The 14381-nt window shown below is 43.7% G+C and carries 13 protein-coding genes; 5 read left to right on the forward strand and 8 right to left on the reverse strand.

Translation table 11 applies throughout. The features are described from left to right. Positions 1–2: 2 nt before the first annotated feature. From ACPYIV_RS13850 to ACPYIV_RS13880, 7 genes are all read right to left on the reverse strand, one after another. Entirely contained in the window at positions 3–1019 is a 1017-nt protein-coding gene (locus ACPYIV_RS13850; RefSeq protein ID WP_293740843.1) for a BF3164 family lipoprotein, read from the reverse strand. A gap of 63 nt (positions 1020–1082) precedes the next feature. Continuing rightward, the gene (locus ACPYIV_RS13855) at positions 1083–1313 is read right to left on the reverse strand and encodes an NVEALA domain-containing protein (protein WP_301704320.1); all 231 of its coding nucleotides are present in this window, start codon (positions 1311–1313) and stop codon (positions 1083–1085) included. Positions 1314–1737: 424 nt separating this feature from the next. After that, positions 1738–2898: a 6-bladed beta-propeller gene (locus ACPYIV_RS13860; RefSeq protein WP_301842357.1), complete on the reverse strand. Its 1161-nt coding sequence runs from the start codon at positions 2896–2898 to the stop codon at positions 1738–1740. A gap of 121 nt (positions 2899–3019) precedes the next feature. Further along, positions 3020–3247, reverse strand: a complete 228-nt coding sequence (locus tag ACPYIV_RS13865) for an NVEALA domain-containing protein (RefSeq protein WP_301704318.1) — start codon at positions 3245–3247, stop codon at positions 3020–3022. Positions 3248–3472: 225 nt separating this feature from the next. Continuing rightward, positions 3473–4336, reverse strand: a complete 864-nt coding sequence (locus tag ACPYIV_RS13870) for a DUF1573 domain-containing protein (protein WP_301704317.1) — start codon at positions 4334–4336, stop codon at positions 3473–3475. A gap of 7 nt (positions 4337–4343) precedes the next feature. Then, positions 4344–5357, reverse strand: a complete 1014-nt coding sequence (locus ACPYIV_RS13875; RefSeq protein ID WP_425883549.1) for a BF3164 family lipoprotein — start codon at positions 5355–5357, stop codon at positions 4344–4346. Between the two features lie 44 nt (positions 5358–5401). Continuing rightward, positions 5402–5533 (reverse strand): NVEALA domain-containing protein, encoded by a 132-nt coding sequence (locus tag ACPYIV_RS13880; protein WP_425883551.1) that lies wholly within the window; start codon positions 5531–5533, stop codon positions 5402–5404. 288 nt (positions 5534–5821) lie between these two features. Here ACPYIV_RS13880 and ACPYIV_RS13885 point away from each other — a divergent pair, with 288 nt between their 5' ends. Continuing rightward, a complete protein-coding gene (locus ACPYIV_RS13885; RefSeq protein WP_425883553.1) occupies positions 5822–6844 on the forward strand; it encodes a DNA-binding response regulator in 1023 nt (340 codons plus the stop codon). A gap of 695 nt (positions 6845–7539) precedes the next feature. Here ACPYIV_RS13885 and ACPYIV_RS13890 read toward each other — a convergent pair. Further along, the gene (locus tag ACPYIV_RS13890) at positions 7540–8505 is read right to left on the reverse strand and encodes a tetratricopeptide repeat protein (RefSeq protein ID WP_425883555.1); all 966 of its coding nucleotides are present in this window, start codon (positions 8503–8505) and stop codon (positions 7540–7542) included. A gap of 182 nt (positions 8506–8687) precedes the next feature. Between ACPYIV_RS13890 and ACPYIV_RS13895 the strand changes: the two genes are divergently transcribed. The 4 genes from ACPYIV_RS13895 to ACPYIV_RS13910 all read left to right on the forward strand — a co-directional run bounded on the left by ACPYIV_RS13895 (position 8688) and on the right by ACPYIV_RS13910 (position 14228). After that, positions 8688–8969 (forward strand): OadG family protein, encoded by a 282-nt coding sequence (locus tag ACPYIV_RS13895; RefSeq protein WP_293732180.1) that lies wholly within the window; start codon positions 8688–8690, stop codon positions 8967–8969. A gap of 25 nt (positions 8970–8994) precedes the next feature. Next, complete coding sequence (locus ACPYIV_RS13900) at positions 8995–10905, forward strand: biotin/lipoyl-containing protein (RefSeq protein ID WP_300761877.1); 1911 nt, start codon at positions 8995–8997, stop codon at positions 10903–10905. Further along, the gene (locus ACPYIV_RS13905) at positions 10905–12140 is read left to right on the forward strand and encodes a sodium ion-translocating decarboxylase subunit beta (RefSeq protein ID WP_293732178.1); all 1236 of its coding nucleotides are present in this window, start codon (positions 10905–10907) and stop codon (positions 12138–12140) included. The genes ACPYIV_RS13900 and ACPYIV_RS13905 overlap by 1 nt, the downstream gene beginning before the upstream one ends. 174 nt (positions 12141–12314) lie before the next feature. After that, a complete protein-coding gene (locus ACPYIV_RS13910; protein ID WP_425883558.1) occupies positions 12315–14228 on the forward strand; it encodes a DUF349 domain-containing protein in 1914 nt (637 codons plus the stop codon). Positions 14229–14381 lie beyond the last annotated feature (153 nt).

Consider the following 14381-nt stretch of genomic DNA (forward strand, 5'->3'; position numbering starts at 1 on the left):
TGTCATTTCAATATGTTGCTAATATCAAATCGTATGATCGCCACTTCAGGCTCTTCGGTTGCGGCATAAATTGTTTTTTCATCTTCGGAAATGGTAAACCGGGCTAAACTTCTTTCCGAACGTAAGTTTTTCAGTAAATTGCCTTGGTGATCAAACACCAGCATATTTCTGGGTTTTATGTTTTTCCGATTGTCCCGGTTATACTTTTGCCCGAAATAACTACAGAAAATATAATTCTTTGTCATTTTCACATCTGCAAAACCTAATTTCAAAAGAGTCAAGTCTAATTGATCCTTCTTATAGATTGGTTGTTCTGCACAAGCATCCCATAATATTTTGCAAGTGCCATCTGCTTGTTGCTCATAGCAGGCGATGTAACCAAATGATGCCATTGTAGACACGAACTTATTTCCATACGAACTGACTGAACCTCCATAAGTAACTAATGCTTCACTTTGATGGTCTTTATCCGGAATATTCCCCATGTTACCGATTGTGTTCAACTCTTTATCCAGTACAATTATAGGCTGGGGCATACCAACGACGACCGAACCTACAAAATAATCCTGATTAAGTACCTTACCGAATAAGATATTTTTCTCATTACCTTTCAAGTTTATTGTTTTCGCTTCCGGTAATTCTTCTGCATTTAAGATTTCATGCCATGAATATGTCCTCAGGTACATTTTTGCTTCATCATAAACATATACTTCTTTACCATTTTTTCCCCAATAGACAGGTTGTACAAATTCTTTAGGTCCGCCACCGAATAGACCAATTTGTTTAATCTCTTTGCCATTATTAGCATCAACTATTCGCATAAAGTAGTCACCTTTAGTGGCAAAGAGTAATAATTTATCATTTATGATATCTATTGACCAGGGATAATTCATAAAGAGTTCATTGGGATAGTCGATCCCGCTGACGGGCGTCTCTTCAGGTAGTGTGAAAATGCGATACTGTTTTTCACTACAAGAGGTTAAAAGAAAGCATAAAATAATGATGAATAGACTTTTCATAATCATGTTGTTTTAGGAAAAGGGCTGCCCTGTTAAATTTAAGTAGCACCTATAGTTTATAAATTATAAACCGCAAGCAGGATACATATTATAATATGTATGTCCATTTGACAAGCAAGTCATTGTAGTGAAGTCGTCACAACGATGATTTGCGCTCTCGCCTCTAGCAAGAGCCTCGACGTTTTCCAACGCCAAGTCAGAGAGTTCAACTTCCTGTTTATTTTGCTGATAATTCCAGCCTGCTGCGGCGGCGATCGCGGCAAAAGCGATTACGTCCAAAATTTTCTTTCCCATGTTGATCTTATTTTTAGGGATATATACTCTATTGTTTCTTTTGAACCTTTCGCCCGGTATCATTTCCCAAGGCTGGTGATTCCAACCTCTTTTTGTTGTTTTCTGCAAATTTACTACTTTTGCCGTTACCTCCTTCTTTATTTGTTATTGAATGAGGAAAAATCCGGGAGTTTCTGCTATGCTTGTGAGGCGGTGGGCAGGGACTCTTTTCTTTTTCCTGTTAATTGCTTTATTTGACTGTCCCGATAAAACCTACCATCAATGAGTAGTTCGGAATATTCTCATAAATTTTTACTGTTGGTAGAACTCTCCCGGCTGCAGTTCTTTCCAACCACAGCGTTATATCGAAGTCGAACAACCGTGTGTTGAGTGCAGGTACCAGACCGCCACAAAGTCCTCTTCGGCCAGTTTCGGTTCCATCAAGTCACTGTTTTATTTTGTATAAAAGTAATATAGGATTATCGTCTTTTCTTGCCGCTAAAATGAGATCCATAAGGATTTTATTATTTTGGCAACTATCCTTGTTATCATGATAATAATCAATTATAGTATTAGGATCAATATCAACTACAATATAATTTTTATATTTTGTCATTATATATCCCTTTTTAAAAAGATCAATAGCGGTATTCGATGGTTCACTTTTTGTTAATCGATAAGTACTTTTTGTCGTATTGTCATATATTATGGGAAGTGATCCGTTAGGGAATACTCCGAATGCACAAATATTTTCAATAAAGACAAATTCACCATTGAAAAATGTATGTGTATTTGCAAAATCAATATAGTCACTGTTTTTTATTGATTCTGTTATTTTAGGTTTCTTGTCTCCAAGAATTGCATATAACGCTTTAATTTTATTGGGGAAAATTTGATATATTGTGTCTGATAAATTAGGATTATAGTAAATGTTTTTCCCATCTTTTTTAAGGTGATCCGCATGTGTAACAAAATTAAACCAAGTATCAATATTAGTAGGAAAATTCGAATACTTTATTTGATTATTAGAATTTGATACCACAAGTGTATTTTGAATATTACTCTTATAGCCTTCATAAACTCCGGAAGTATTGGCATAAACAAGATATTCTTCCATATATTCCATATTCTCACCTCTATAAGTAAGTTTTTCAGATCTGATATGTTTTGCATTTTTGTCATAAAATAACAACTCATTCTTCATCGCATCAACAATAACTATTTCGTTCCCATCTTTGGATAATGTAACGTGTGTTAAATCAGAATATTCTCCAGGCCCTTGCCCAACTCGACCTATTTGTGTTCTAAATTGTCCATTAAGATCAAATATAAAAGCGGACTTAGAGATAATCTTATCCGCAACAATAATAAAATCATCTAAAAACAATAGATTCGTTATAATGCCAATACAAACATCATCACTCGTTTCCAAATGAATATATGAATCATATTCCAGTACTTCTTCTATGTTTTTTTCTTTAGCTTTATTTATATCAATACATACAATGTCTTTGACTTCTATATTGTCAGAAACACTCTTATCACTACAAGAGATCAAATTAATGATCAAGATAAATGTTAATATAAAATCTACATTTTTTTTCATATCCTTTCATTATCAAGCAGACGTGCCAAAATTCATTTCATGGTTGCCCAATTCTCCTCATTCGAATTATTCTAAGATGGCAGAATAATGAATTTTGACACATCTCTATTTTTACATATGCTTAACAAGCACTACCTGGTCCTAAACAAATATTCTTGTTTAAAACGGAATTATATGTGTAAGCTCTATGATGCTCTCCATTACCTCCTTCAGCTTGTTGTGCCAGCGCCTCGACATTTTCCAACGCCAAGTCCGAGAGTTCCACTTCCTGTTTGTTCTGCTGATAATTCCAGCCTGCTGCTGCGGCGATCACGCCAAAAGCGATTACGCCAAAAATTTTCTTTCCCATTTTCGTATTATATTGATGGTTTTTTAAATTCGTTTGTTTCAGTTCTTTGTCCGGTATCATTTCCCGGGACAGGTGATTTCTAACCCTTTTGTGTTTTTCTACAAATTTACTACTTTTGCCGTTACCTCCTTCTTTATTAGTTATTGAATGAGGGAAAGTTCGGGAGTTTCTGCTATGCTTGCAAGGCGGTAGGCAGAGACTCCTTTCTTTTTCCCGTTAATTGCTTTATTTGACTGTCCCAATAAAACTCACCATCAGCGAGTTATTGGGAATATTCCCATATATCTCTACCGTTCGATAAAAATCTCCCGGCTGTTCCGCTTCGTAGCTGACCGTGATCGTCCCGCTCTCTCCCGGTTGCAGTTCTTTCCAGTCGCAGGTTGCTTCGGTGCAATCGCAAGAGGTGGTGAAGCCTTTTAACTTGAAGACATTTGTTCCGGTATTTCGGACGGTGACCGTTTGTTTCTTGGTTGTTCCCTCTTTGACCGTTCCTAAGTCATATTCCGCTTTGTCCGTTTCAAGGGTTGTCTTGGGCAATTCTTCTTGATATTGTATGCCGGTTATCTGTTTCAGATACAAATCCCTGACTGCCAAGTTATGTACCGGGTTGCCGACTACTTTCACCTTGTTGTCCTTGTCAAGCAAGAAGGTCTGGAAGGTGATATCTTGTGGAAATTGGTTTAACTCGTCGAACCGATTGTTCCGGTCGATGCAGATCGGGCGGTCGAAATTGTCGCGTTTCAGGATATACCGCAACTCACGGTCGTCTTTCGACTGGAAGACGAAGATGAACGGGATGTTGCTGTTTGTTGCCGAATCGATGTATGCGATCAATTCTTTCCATTTCTGCAATTGCAGTTTGCAGCTGGTACACCCGACCGAATCGACGTAAACCAATACTTTATATTCCGCATCGGGTATCCGATAGTCCACCGGCTCGGTGACGAAACGGGTGAACGCCATATCCTGTGGAAAGACGATCTCTTTCCCTTGCCATTCCTGAACTAAACGGGCAAATTGCTCTTTCTTCCCTTCCTTACAGGAACTGAACAGAACTAAAGCAACCCATATTATCCACTTATAATTCATGTTTTTTTTACAAATTCAATGTAACAATCGGTTTATCCGTATCTGTTGTCGTGCACGTGACGATCCCGTCTTTTTCATTGACGGACAGCCCGAACACCGAACGGTTCAGAAGGAAACTCCGGACCGGATTGCCCTGCAAGTCGAAAACATACAGGTATCGACCGCCTTCAAGTCCTTTCTCGCCGGTTTCGTATTGCCGGTATTTTTCCTTGAAAGCAATGCCGTCGAACGTGACATATATATGCTTATCCGTGACTTGCACATCGTTATACCCCTTGATGCCTTTCGGAAACGCCTCGTTGCCTTGCGAAGAGAAAACCGGTTCTCCGCCGGGACCGTAGAGAACAGTATGAAACCCGGTTTTCAGATTATGGATTTCAAGCACTTCGCCCAGTTGGGTCGCGATAGCCAGCGTCCCTCCTTGCGGATCATAATCCATGAAACTACGCCAGGCTTGCGCCAACGCCATCGGGTTCTTCCGTTTTTCCTCATCTTCGGTCGGCACCGTTCCCATGCTGCGGATAATCCGTCCGTCTATCCCGATTTCATGGAAACGATGTTCACCTGTGTAATCGTCAACCAGAAAACCATTGGCAGTCTTACAGAAATCAAGAGTGCGTAGCAACCGTTTGTCTAAAGAAACGGTTTCGACACGTGAGACTTGTCGGTTCGCCACATCGACTGACCAGCGCGTGATTTGCATCCGATTTGCATCCAACACCCAGACCGAGTCCGACGCACACAACCGCACTCGGTCTGCCGATAGCAACTCTTCCGGTCCTTCCCCACGTTTCCCGAAAGGCGCAACAGGTTGCCAGTCAGGATAGGTAAAAGCATACAGATAATGACTATCATTGTGCAAATCCAACAAGACGGCCAACCCGTTTCCGATCTCCACCCGGTAAGGATAGCGTAAGTAAACAGAATCCAAGGCGGTCTCACCGACTGTCACCTCGTCCGTTTCCGGAAAAGTTCCATAACGCGAATAACCGGAAGGGTTGGGAGGGAAGCAGGAGGACACAACTAATAAAATTCCTATATAAAATATGTATAATAGGATGTTTTTCATCGAAATCCTTCAAAACGTTTCTTCACCTTTATTCCTTTGCAATCAATATCACCTTCTCCAAAGCAGTAAAGATTTGTGTTCTCACCTTGTGCCAATGCCTCAATATTGTCCAAAGCCAAATCTGTCAAGTTTTCTTTTTTAATTTGGGAACAAAAATACGTTCCCGTAAGGCAGATGATGCCGGTTAAAAATTTTAATCATGTTCGTTTCATTGTTTTATCTGAAATAGAAGTTTATATTTGTAGACCCTTTTCAAGATCATAGCTTCTTGGAAGTAACCTTGCAAAGGTATGGTTATTTAAGAAAAACAGGCTGTTTTTGGGTTGAACAAAGATTGAAAAGTCATAAACAGCAGACAATCAATCATCAAGCAGGGCAAACGTCAACCTTTTTTCAACTTATATCAATAATAAAACATGAATAATTCCAGCAAAAACTCAGCAAATAGCTTAGACAAACGTTTCTCTTTTCTATTATGTGCATACATACTATCATCTTTGTTTATCGTTTTTGTCGGCCATCTGTTTATATCCGAACGCAAAAAAGCGAACCTGAAAGAAGCCGGAATCGCCTTTTTCAAAGCGATCGAAAAAGAGAAAAAACAGTATATAACAACTTTTGTTTTCCAATATGATTCCCGACTTTCACCCAATACCATTTCAGGAGAGGAAAAGAGAAACTGGTACGAACAAATATGTTTGATAAGCGATGATCCGAATCGTCACCATTTGGACAGTATTTTTCAAGCGGAATTGGACAACCGGAAAATCCGAGGTTCCGTAGCCATACAATGTGCAGTCGGAGACAAAGTGACGATCAGCCGACCGGAGGCTTTTTACAGAAAAGCGACAGCATTGGATGCCGTTTCTTATCGGAAAGATTTGGATGCCGGACAGAAAATCACCTTGCAACCTTATGTACATTTGCCTTATCGATGGTTGGCTGGCTGTTGGCCCGTTTATATGCTTGTCGCAGTCTGGTTGTCCGGAACAACATTGTTCATCTATATATTACGGAAAAAACATAGACAACCTCACCTTGCTGCAAGTATCGACGCCGAACAGATCGTAGAAAAAATGCATGAACCGCAAATCAAGATTCAATGGATGCTCTTGCCGGGAAATATTGCTTTTGATGAAGAGCACGGCATCTTGAAACAGGACGACAAGGAAGTTTCGTTATCCGGCGATAGCCTGCTTTATTTCCGGCATTTCATTCAGAAAGAAAATTACATGCTGACCTACCACGATATACTCGTGCATGTATATGATGTTAAGACGGATGAAATTTCAAAGAACGACAGAAGCCGGATCTCGCATGGGATAGAACGGTTACAAAAGCAATTAGAAGGTTTTGAAAACTTCAAGATTATACTTGTCAGGGGTAAGGGCTACCGGATAGAAGTCAGCTCCGACAACAGCCAAAGGTCTCTTCCCTAAAATCAAAATGTCACCACCACCTCATGAAAATAGGATTAGTACCCCATATATTTGGAATTACACTTAAGGGTAATATTTTTTAACACAACAAAATGAACTGCTTTATCATAAAAAAGTGGCAAATTGTCAAATTATCAAATTTGCCCTCTCCTGATTCGTCTGTATGTGTCCTTTTGCCGGAACGATGGCGAATAAGGCCGGGAAAACAAGTTGGTTATTGTCATTTTGTCTGCAGGATCATCGGAACGGTTCTTTTCTGTCACCGGAAAACGAAAAGATACAGAAGAAACGGATGAGTGTGTCAGCAGGGAGAAAGGATTTCTGTCAAAACATCAATTCCATACAGACTGTTTTATAGAGTCTTTGAGGTGTTAAAATTGCTTTCAAAGGCCTTTCGGGAGACTTTTCACGGCAATTTTTCCCTTTACTTTCATTCGCCTACCAAAATCATCTAAATGATTTTCCAGATTCATCAGGATGGTTTGCCTAAAACATCCTAATAGTTTTGGAAAAACATTCAGATCATTTGATAAATCATTTAGATGATTTGGAGAAAAGGAAGAAAAAAAGCCGGATACAAGAGTTTTTTAGGCTAAAAAGAGTAAAAATGGGCATTTACCTGTCAGGTAAAATGCCCAAAACGAATCATATTGACAGCAAAAATGCATATAAAAAAAACAAGCCGCCTTACTTTCTTAGAAGATTCCCCCCTTATACATATCATCGAAGTTCGTATGCTGTCCTTCCAACTTTTGGGCTTCATCGCCTTCGGGGTTCAGTTCGATGGACTTTTTCAGGTCTTCGAAGGCGCCTTCCTTGTCCCCTTTCAGGTTTTTGGCACGGCCGCGTTCGGCGTATGCTTTGCCGAAATCCGGCTTCAGGTCGATCGCTTCGTCAAAGAAAGTGATGGCTTCGTCCAGACGTTCCTGTGTGATCAGGAGCTGGCCGACGAGCAACATCGCTTCGTCATTGAAGGGATTCAGTTCCAGCACATTCTGGTAATCGGCGGCCGCAGCGTCGATATTTCCCATCGCTTCGTGGATACGGCCGCGCAGCAAGTAGGATGTTTCTTCTTCCGGAGCGAGCGTGATGGCTTTTTCCACATCGGGAAGCGCTTCGGTTGCCTGCTGCATCGAGAGCAATATCCGGGCACGCATCAGATAGGCATCTGTGAAATCCTCCTTCAGGGCAATCGCTTTCGTCAGGTCGGCAATAGCGCCCAACGGGTCGGAAAGCGTCTGTTTCGCCTTTCCCATCAGGAACCAGGCAAGGTGATTCGACTCTTCCAATTCGAGGATATGCCGGCAATCGGCGATCACATCCGCATCTTTGTCCAGCATGAAAAGCACGTTCACCCTTGCCAAAAGCGTATTGATATGGTCCGGCTCAAGCTCCACCATGCGGTTCAGCACCTCGAGCGCGTCCTCTGCCTTATTCGCCGTCGTATAGGCAGCGACCAGATACGTCATCGTCTCGAAATCCTCCTGCAACTTCAACGCTCCGGTAAAACATTTGATGGCATATGCCACCTGCCCCATCTTCTGGGCACGGACACCGTCGTATTTCAAAATATCAAAATTTTTCTGATCGTTCTTGCTTTTTTCTTCTTCGGGCGTTACAGCCTTAGAGGAAGAGAATAGTGATGTAAAGAAGTTTCCCATGATTTAATTACAAATTGTTTTCAGGGAGGCAAAGATAAGAAAAGTCGTAATCCTTTTCATATTTTTTATGAAGAATCTATAAGTGAATTTCAGACATTTTTCTAATTTTGTACCAGAATTTTTAACTTGGGAAGGATTGTGCCAGCCACACCAACCGCACGCTTTCCCGTCAATAAATGAGTATGGAAAACATAGAAACTGGACTTTTGTTAATGATCGTAGGAATGACCACTGTTTTTGCTATCCTGCTGATCGTTATCAATCTTGGGAAGGGCCTGATCGTACTGGTCAACAAATATGCGCCCGAAGAGATCGTTGTAAAAAAACAGGTGGCGCCGCAAAGGCAAACGGCAACATCAGCACCGGCTGCCGGGATTACGAACCAGACAACCGCCGCTATCGTATCGGCAGTAAGCGTTATGACGGGCGGAAAAGGGAAAGTCGTAAAGATCGAGAAATTATAATCGCACTTATACATATTATTATATCATGAAAAGAGAAATCAAATTTAGCTTGGTCTTCCGTGACATGTGGCAATCTGCCGGAAAATATGTTCCCACCGTAGACCAGCTAACACGGGTAGCACCAGCCATTATCGAGATGGGATGCTTCGCCCGCGTAGAGACCAATGGCGGAGGATTCGAACAAGTAAACTTATTATTCGGTGAAAACCCAAACAGAGCCGTACGCGAATGGACGAAACCGTTCCATGAAGCCGGCATACAAACCCACATGCTGGACCGTGCACTGAACGGCCTGCGTATGAGCCCCGTACCTGACGATGTTCGCCAGTTGTTCTATCAGGTAAAGAAAGCACAGGGAACGGATATCGCCCGTACTTTCTGCGGACTGAACGACGTACGCAACATCGCCCCTTCCATCAAATATGCGAAGGCGGCAGGGATGATCTCGCAATGTTCGTTGTGTATCACCCACTCGCCGATCCATACGGTGGACTATTACACTAAGATGGCGATGGAACTGATCGAACTGGGAGCAGATGAAATCTGCATCAAGGACATGGCCGGCATCGGCCGTCCGCATTCCTTAGGGCAAATCGTCGCCAACATCAAAGCCAAACATCCGGAAATCCCGGTCCAGTACCATAGCCATGCCGGCCCCGGATTCAATGTGGCTTCGATCCTCGAAGTATGTAACGCCGGTTGCGACTACATCGACGTAGGTATGGAGCCGCTTTCATGGGGTACAGGCCATGCAGACCTGCTGACCGTGCAGGCGATGTTGAAAGATGCCGGCTACAAAGTACCGGAGATCAACATGGAGGCTTATATGAAAGTCCGCAGCTTGATCCAGGAGTTCATGGATGACTTCCTCGGCTTGTATATCAGCCCGAAGAACCGCCTGATGAACTCGTTGCTGATCGGTCCGGGGCTGCCGGGCGGTATGATGGGAAGCCTGATGTCCGACCTCGAAAAGAACTTAGAGACTATCAACAAGAGCAATATCAAGAACAACAAGCCGCTCATGAGCCAGGACCAGTTGTTGATCAAACTGTTCGATGAAGTGGCCTATGTATGGCCGCGTGTCGGTTATCCTCCATTGGTTACTCCGTTCAGCCAGTATGTCAAGAACCTGGCGCTTATGAACGTGATGCAGATGGAAAAAGGGAAAGCCCGTTGGAGCATGATCGCCGACGATATCTGGGATATGATCTTAGGCAAAGCCGGACGCCTGCCGGGTCCGTTGGCTCCCGAAATCATCGAGAAAGCAAAAGCCGAAGGACGCGAATTTTTCGAAGGAAACCCACAGGACAACTATCCTGACGCACTCGACAAGTATCGCAAACTGATGAACGAAAAGCAATGGGAAACAGGCGAAGACGATGAAGAATTGTTTGAATACGCCATGCACCCGGCACAATACGAAGCCTATCGTTCAGGAAAAGCCAAAGTGGAATTCAAAGCCGATGTCGCCAAGAGAAAAGCCGAAAAACAAACGATTGCCCAGCCTGCCGTTTCTGCTCCGGCAACTCCGGCGAGTGTAACAATGGCCATGCCGACAACACCGCAGGTAATGACTGTCGACGTGAACGGACAAGCCTACAAAGTAACCGTTGCATTCGGTGATACAGCAAACACTGCCGCCCCGGCCGAAACGTCGGCTGCCCCTGCTGCAACACCCGCACCTGCGACCGCTCCGGCCGGAACCGGCAAAGAAGTGCTCTCGCCGCTGGAAGGTAAATTCTTCTTAGTGAAAGGAGCTTCCGACACGCCTGTAAAAGTGGGAGATGTCGTAAAGGAAGGCGACGTGCTTTGCTATGTGGAAGCCATGAAGACCTATAATGCCGTACGTGCGGAATTCGGCGGGACAATCACGGCTATCTGCCCGGCTGCCGGTGACGCTGTTTCTGAAGATGACGTATTAATGACGATACAGTAATGAACGAGATATTTCAAAATCTATATGAGATGACTGCGTTCAGCAACATCATTGCTGAACCGCAGTTCCTGATCATGTATGCCATAGCATTCATACTGCTTTATTTAGGTATAAAAAAGCAGTATGAACCGTTATTGCTCGTACCCATCGCATTCGGCGTGTTGCTTGCCAACTTCCCCGGAGGCGATATGGGTGTGATACAGGCCGACGAGAATGGTCTGATCAACGTGCACGGGGTGATGAAGAACATTTGGGAAATGCCGCTCCATGACATTGCGCATGAGTTGGGACTGATGAACTTCATCTACTACATGCTGATCAAGACAGGTTTCCTTCCTCCTATCATCTTTATGGGTGTGGGAGCATTGACGGATTTCGGGCCGATGTTGCGCAACCTGCGTTTGTCCATATTCGGAGCGGCCGCCCAGTTAGGTATTTTCACCGTGCTGCTGGTAGCCATCCTGATGGGATTCACACCGAAGGAAGCAGCCTCTTTAGGTATTATCGGAGGTGCTGACGGACCGACTGCCATCTTTACGACAATCAAACTGGCTCCGCACCTGTTAGGTCCGATCGCCATTGCCGCCTATTCTTATATGGCGCTGGTTCCGGTTATCATCCCATTGGTAGTCAAACTGTTTTGCTCAAAGAAAGAGCTGCGTATCAATATGAAGGAGCAGGAGAAGAAATACCCGTCCACGACGGAGATCAAGAACCTGCGCGTATTGAAGATCATCTTCCCGATCGTGGTGACTACGATTGTAGCCTTGTTCGTTCCGAGTGCGGTCCCCTTGATCGGTATGTTGATGTTCGGTAACTTAGTAAAGGAGATCGGGACCAATACGTTCCGCCTGTTCGACGCTGCTTCCAACAGCATTATGAATGCGGCGACCATCTTCTTAGGATTGTCGGTCGGTGCGACCATGACGGCAGAAGCATTCCTGAACTTCACGACCATCGGTATCGTTGTCGGGGGCTTCCTTGCGTTTGCCCTTTCCATCACGGGCGGTATCTTCTTCGTTAAGCTGTTCAACCTCTTTACGAAGAAAAAGATCAATCCGCTGATCGGGGCGACCGGACTGAGCGCCGTGCCGATGGCATCCCGCGTTGCGAATGAAATCGCATTGAAATACGACCCCAAGAACCATGTACTTCAATATTGCATGGCCAGTAACATATCCGGCGTTATCGGTTCTGCCGTAGCCGCCGGTGTATTGATCTCGTTCTTAGGATAATTTCAACACGGATCATATTTTAGGCACGGATTTCACGGATTTTGGTCTTATCTGTGCCTAATTTAACATCTACCTGCAAATTATTTGCTCTCAAATGCTGTAATCCAAAAATATTTACTTTAATTTGTGACTTGATATAGGATACATTTATCCTTTTCTTAAATGCGATTGAATATGAAGGACACTCACGAAGCTAATTTGCCAACTGAAGAAATCGGCAAATTGGAAGAAACTAAAGCTCCGGAAACAACACCGGAAAACACGGCGGATGAAGTTGTAACAAACGAAACACCGGATGCCGGAGTTGCAGCAGAAGAAACATCTGAAGCAGAAGTCAAGAATGACGAAACTGCGGCAGGTGAAGAGATTGTTGCGGCTGCGGGGAAATTGTCGAAAGAAGAAATTCTAGAGAAACTGACCGGTTTGGTTGGAGCGGCAGCAGACGCGACACGCAACGAGGTGGAAGCACTCAAACAGGCTTATTACAAAATCCACCGGAGCGAAGTGGACGATTTGAAGAAAGCATTCTTGGAAGAGGGTGGCGAAGAGAAGGATTTTGTGGTTCCCGAGGATGAAACCGAAAACAAGATCAAGGAACTGCTCACCGTTTACAAAGAAAAACGGGCAGCTATCCTTGCTGAAGAAGAACGGGTTAAAGCTGCCAACTATGCCTTGAAACTCCAACTGATCGACCAGCTGAAAGTGCTGACCGAAAGCCAGGAAGATTTCAACAAACTATATAACGACTTTAAGGACATCCAGCAGAGGTGGAAAGAGGTGAAAGCCGTTCCGCAGGAACATGTCAACGAATTGTGGAAGAACTATCAGATATACAGCGAGAAGTTCTACGATATCATCAAGATAAACAACCAGTTCCGCGATTACGATTTCAAGAAGAACTTAGAAATGAAAACGGCTCTTTGCGAAACAGTTGAAAAACTGCAAACGGAACCGGATGTAGTATCGGCCTTCCACCAGCTTCAGAAGTTGCACCAGCAATGGCGTGAAATCGGTCCGGTGGCGAAAGAACTGCGCGAAGACCTGTGGACACGCTTCAAAACCGCTTCCACGATTATCAACAAACGCCATCAGGAACATTTCGAAGGGCTGAAAGCAAAAGAACAGGAAAACTTAGAAGCCAAGACAGCCATCTGCGAACAGATAGAGAACATCGATTTCAGTGCTTTGAAGTCATTCAAAGACTGGGAAGAAAAGAATAAGGAAGTCATTGCCCTGCAGGACAAATGGAAAACGATCGGCTTCGCCCCGAAGAAATCGAATGTGAAGATATTCGAACGTTTCCGCGCTGCCTGCGACGTTTACTTCAACCGCAAAAGCGAATTCTACAAGAACATCAAGGACGAGATGGAAAAGAATCTCGAACTGAAAAAAGCCTTGTGTGAAAAAGCGGAGGCATTGAAAGACAGCACTGAATGGAAGAGCACGACTGAAAAGATGATCGCTTTGCAAAAAGAATGGAAGACGATCGGCTCGGTAGCCCGCAAACATTCCGATGCAGTCTGGAAACGTTTCATCTCGGCCTGCGACTATTTCTTCGAACAAAAGAATAAAAATGTATCTTCTCAAAAGAGCGTGGAACAAACCAACCTGGCCGCTAAAAAGGCCTTGGTTGAAAAGATCAACGCCATTGACGAAACCGACCACGACGAAGCACTCGCCACCCTGAAAGGATGTATGGCAGAATGGAACACGATCGGCCATGTACCTTTCAAAGAGAAAGATAAGATTTATAAGGAATATCACGAAGCAGTCGACAAACAGTTCGACCGTCTCAAAGTCGACCAGAACGACCGTAAGATGCAAACCTACCGAAGCAACCTCAGCGACATGAGCGGCGGCGAACGGGGAAAAGGAAAACTCTACGGCGAACGGGAAAAACTGATGCGTATGTACGAACGGATGAAGAACGAACTTCAAACCTACGAAAACAACATCGGGTTCCTGAGCATCTCCTCCAAAGGTGGCGGCGGCTTGCTTAAAGAGATGGAACGCAAGATCGATAAACTGAAAGACGAAATGGCACTCATCATTAAAAAGATTGACGCCATCGACGAAAATCTCGAATAGCCCCAAAACGGTATTTACCGTACGCAGATAACGCACATACGCAGACAAGCGCAGATATTTATTAACGATCAATAAAATAAGTCTGCGCTTATCTGCGTATTCTGCGTTATCTGCGTACGTTTTATCTGATTGTTAGACACAGCTTTGACTTTT

Origin of the sequence: Parabacteroides vesiculifaciens, from assembly GCF_049860805.1 — a bacterium.
In the GTDB taxonomy this organism is placed as follows: domain Bacteria; phylum Bacteroidota; class Bacteroidia; order Bacteroidales; family Tannerellaceae; genus Parabacteroides.

Bases quoted from the DNA above. Each gene is read 5' to 3' on its own strand.
- ACPYIV_RS13850 (WP_293740843.1), bottom strand. From the start codon at position 1,019: ATGAAAAGTCTATTCATCATTATTTTATGCTTTCTTTTAACCTCTTGT.
- ACPYIV_RS13855 (WP_301704320.1), bottom strand. From the start codon at position 1,313: ATGGGAAAGAAAATTTTGGACGTAATCGCTTTTGCCGCGATCGCCGCC.
- ACPYIV_RS13860 (WP_301842357.1), bottom strand. From the start codon at position 2,898: ATGAAAAAAAATGTAGATTTTATATTAACATTTATCTTGATCATTAAT.
- ACPYIV_RS13865 (WP_301704318.1), bottom strand. From the start codon at position 3,247: ATGGGAAAGAAAATTTTTGGCGTAATCGCTTTTGGCGTGATCGCCGCA.
- ACPYIV_RS13870 (WP_301704317.1), bottom strand. From the start codon at position 4,336: ATGAATTATAAGTGGATAATATGGGTTGCTTTAGTTCTGTTCAGTTCC.
- ACPYIV_RS13885 (WP_425883553.1), top strand. From the start codon at position 5,822: ATGAATAATTCCAGCAAAAACTCAGCAAATAGCTTAGACAAACGTTTC.
- ACPYIV_RS13890 (WP_425883555.1), bottom strand. From the start codon at position 8,505: ATGGGAAACTTCTTTACATCACTATTCTCTTCCTCTAAGGCTGTAACG.
- ACPYIV_RS13895 (WP_293732180.1), top strand. From the start codon at position 8,688: ATGGAAAACATAGAAACTGGACTTTTGTTAATGATCGTAGGAATGACC.
- ACPYIV_RS13900 (WP_300761877.1), top strand. From the start codon at position 8,995: ATGAAAAGAGAAATCAAATTTAGCTTGGTCTTCCGTGACATGTGGCAA.
- ACPYIV_RS13905 (WP_293732178.1), top strand. From the start codon at position 10,905: ATGAACGAGATATTTCAAAATCTATATGAGATGACTGCGTTCAGCAAC.
- ACPYIV_RS13910 (WP_425883558.1), top strand. From the start codon at position 12,315: ATGAAGGACACTCACGAAGCTAATTTGCCAACTGAAGAAATCGGCAAA.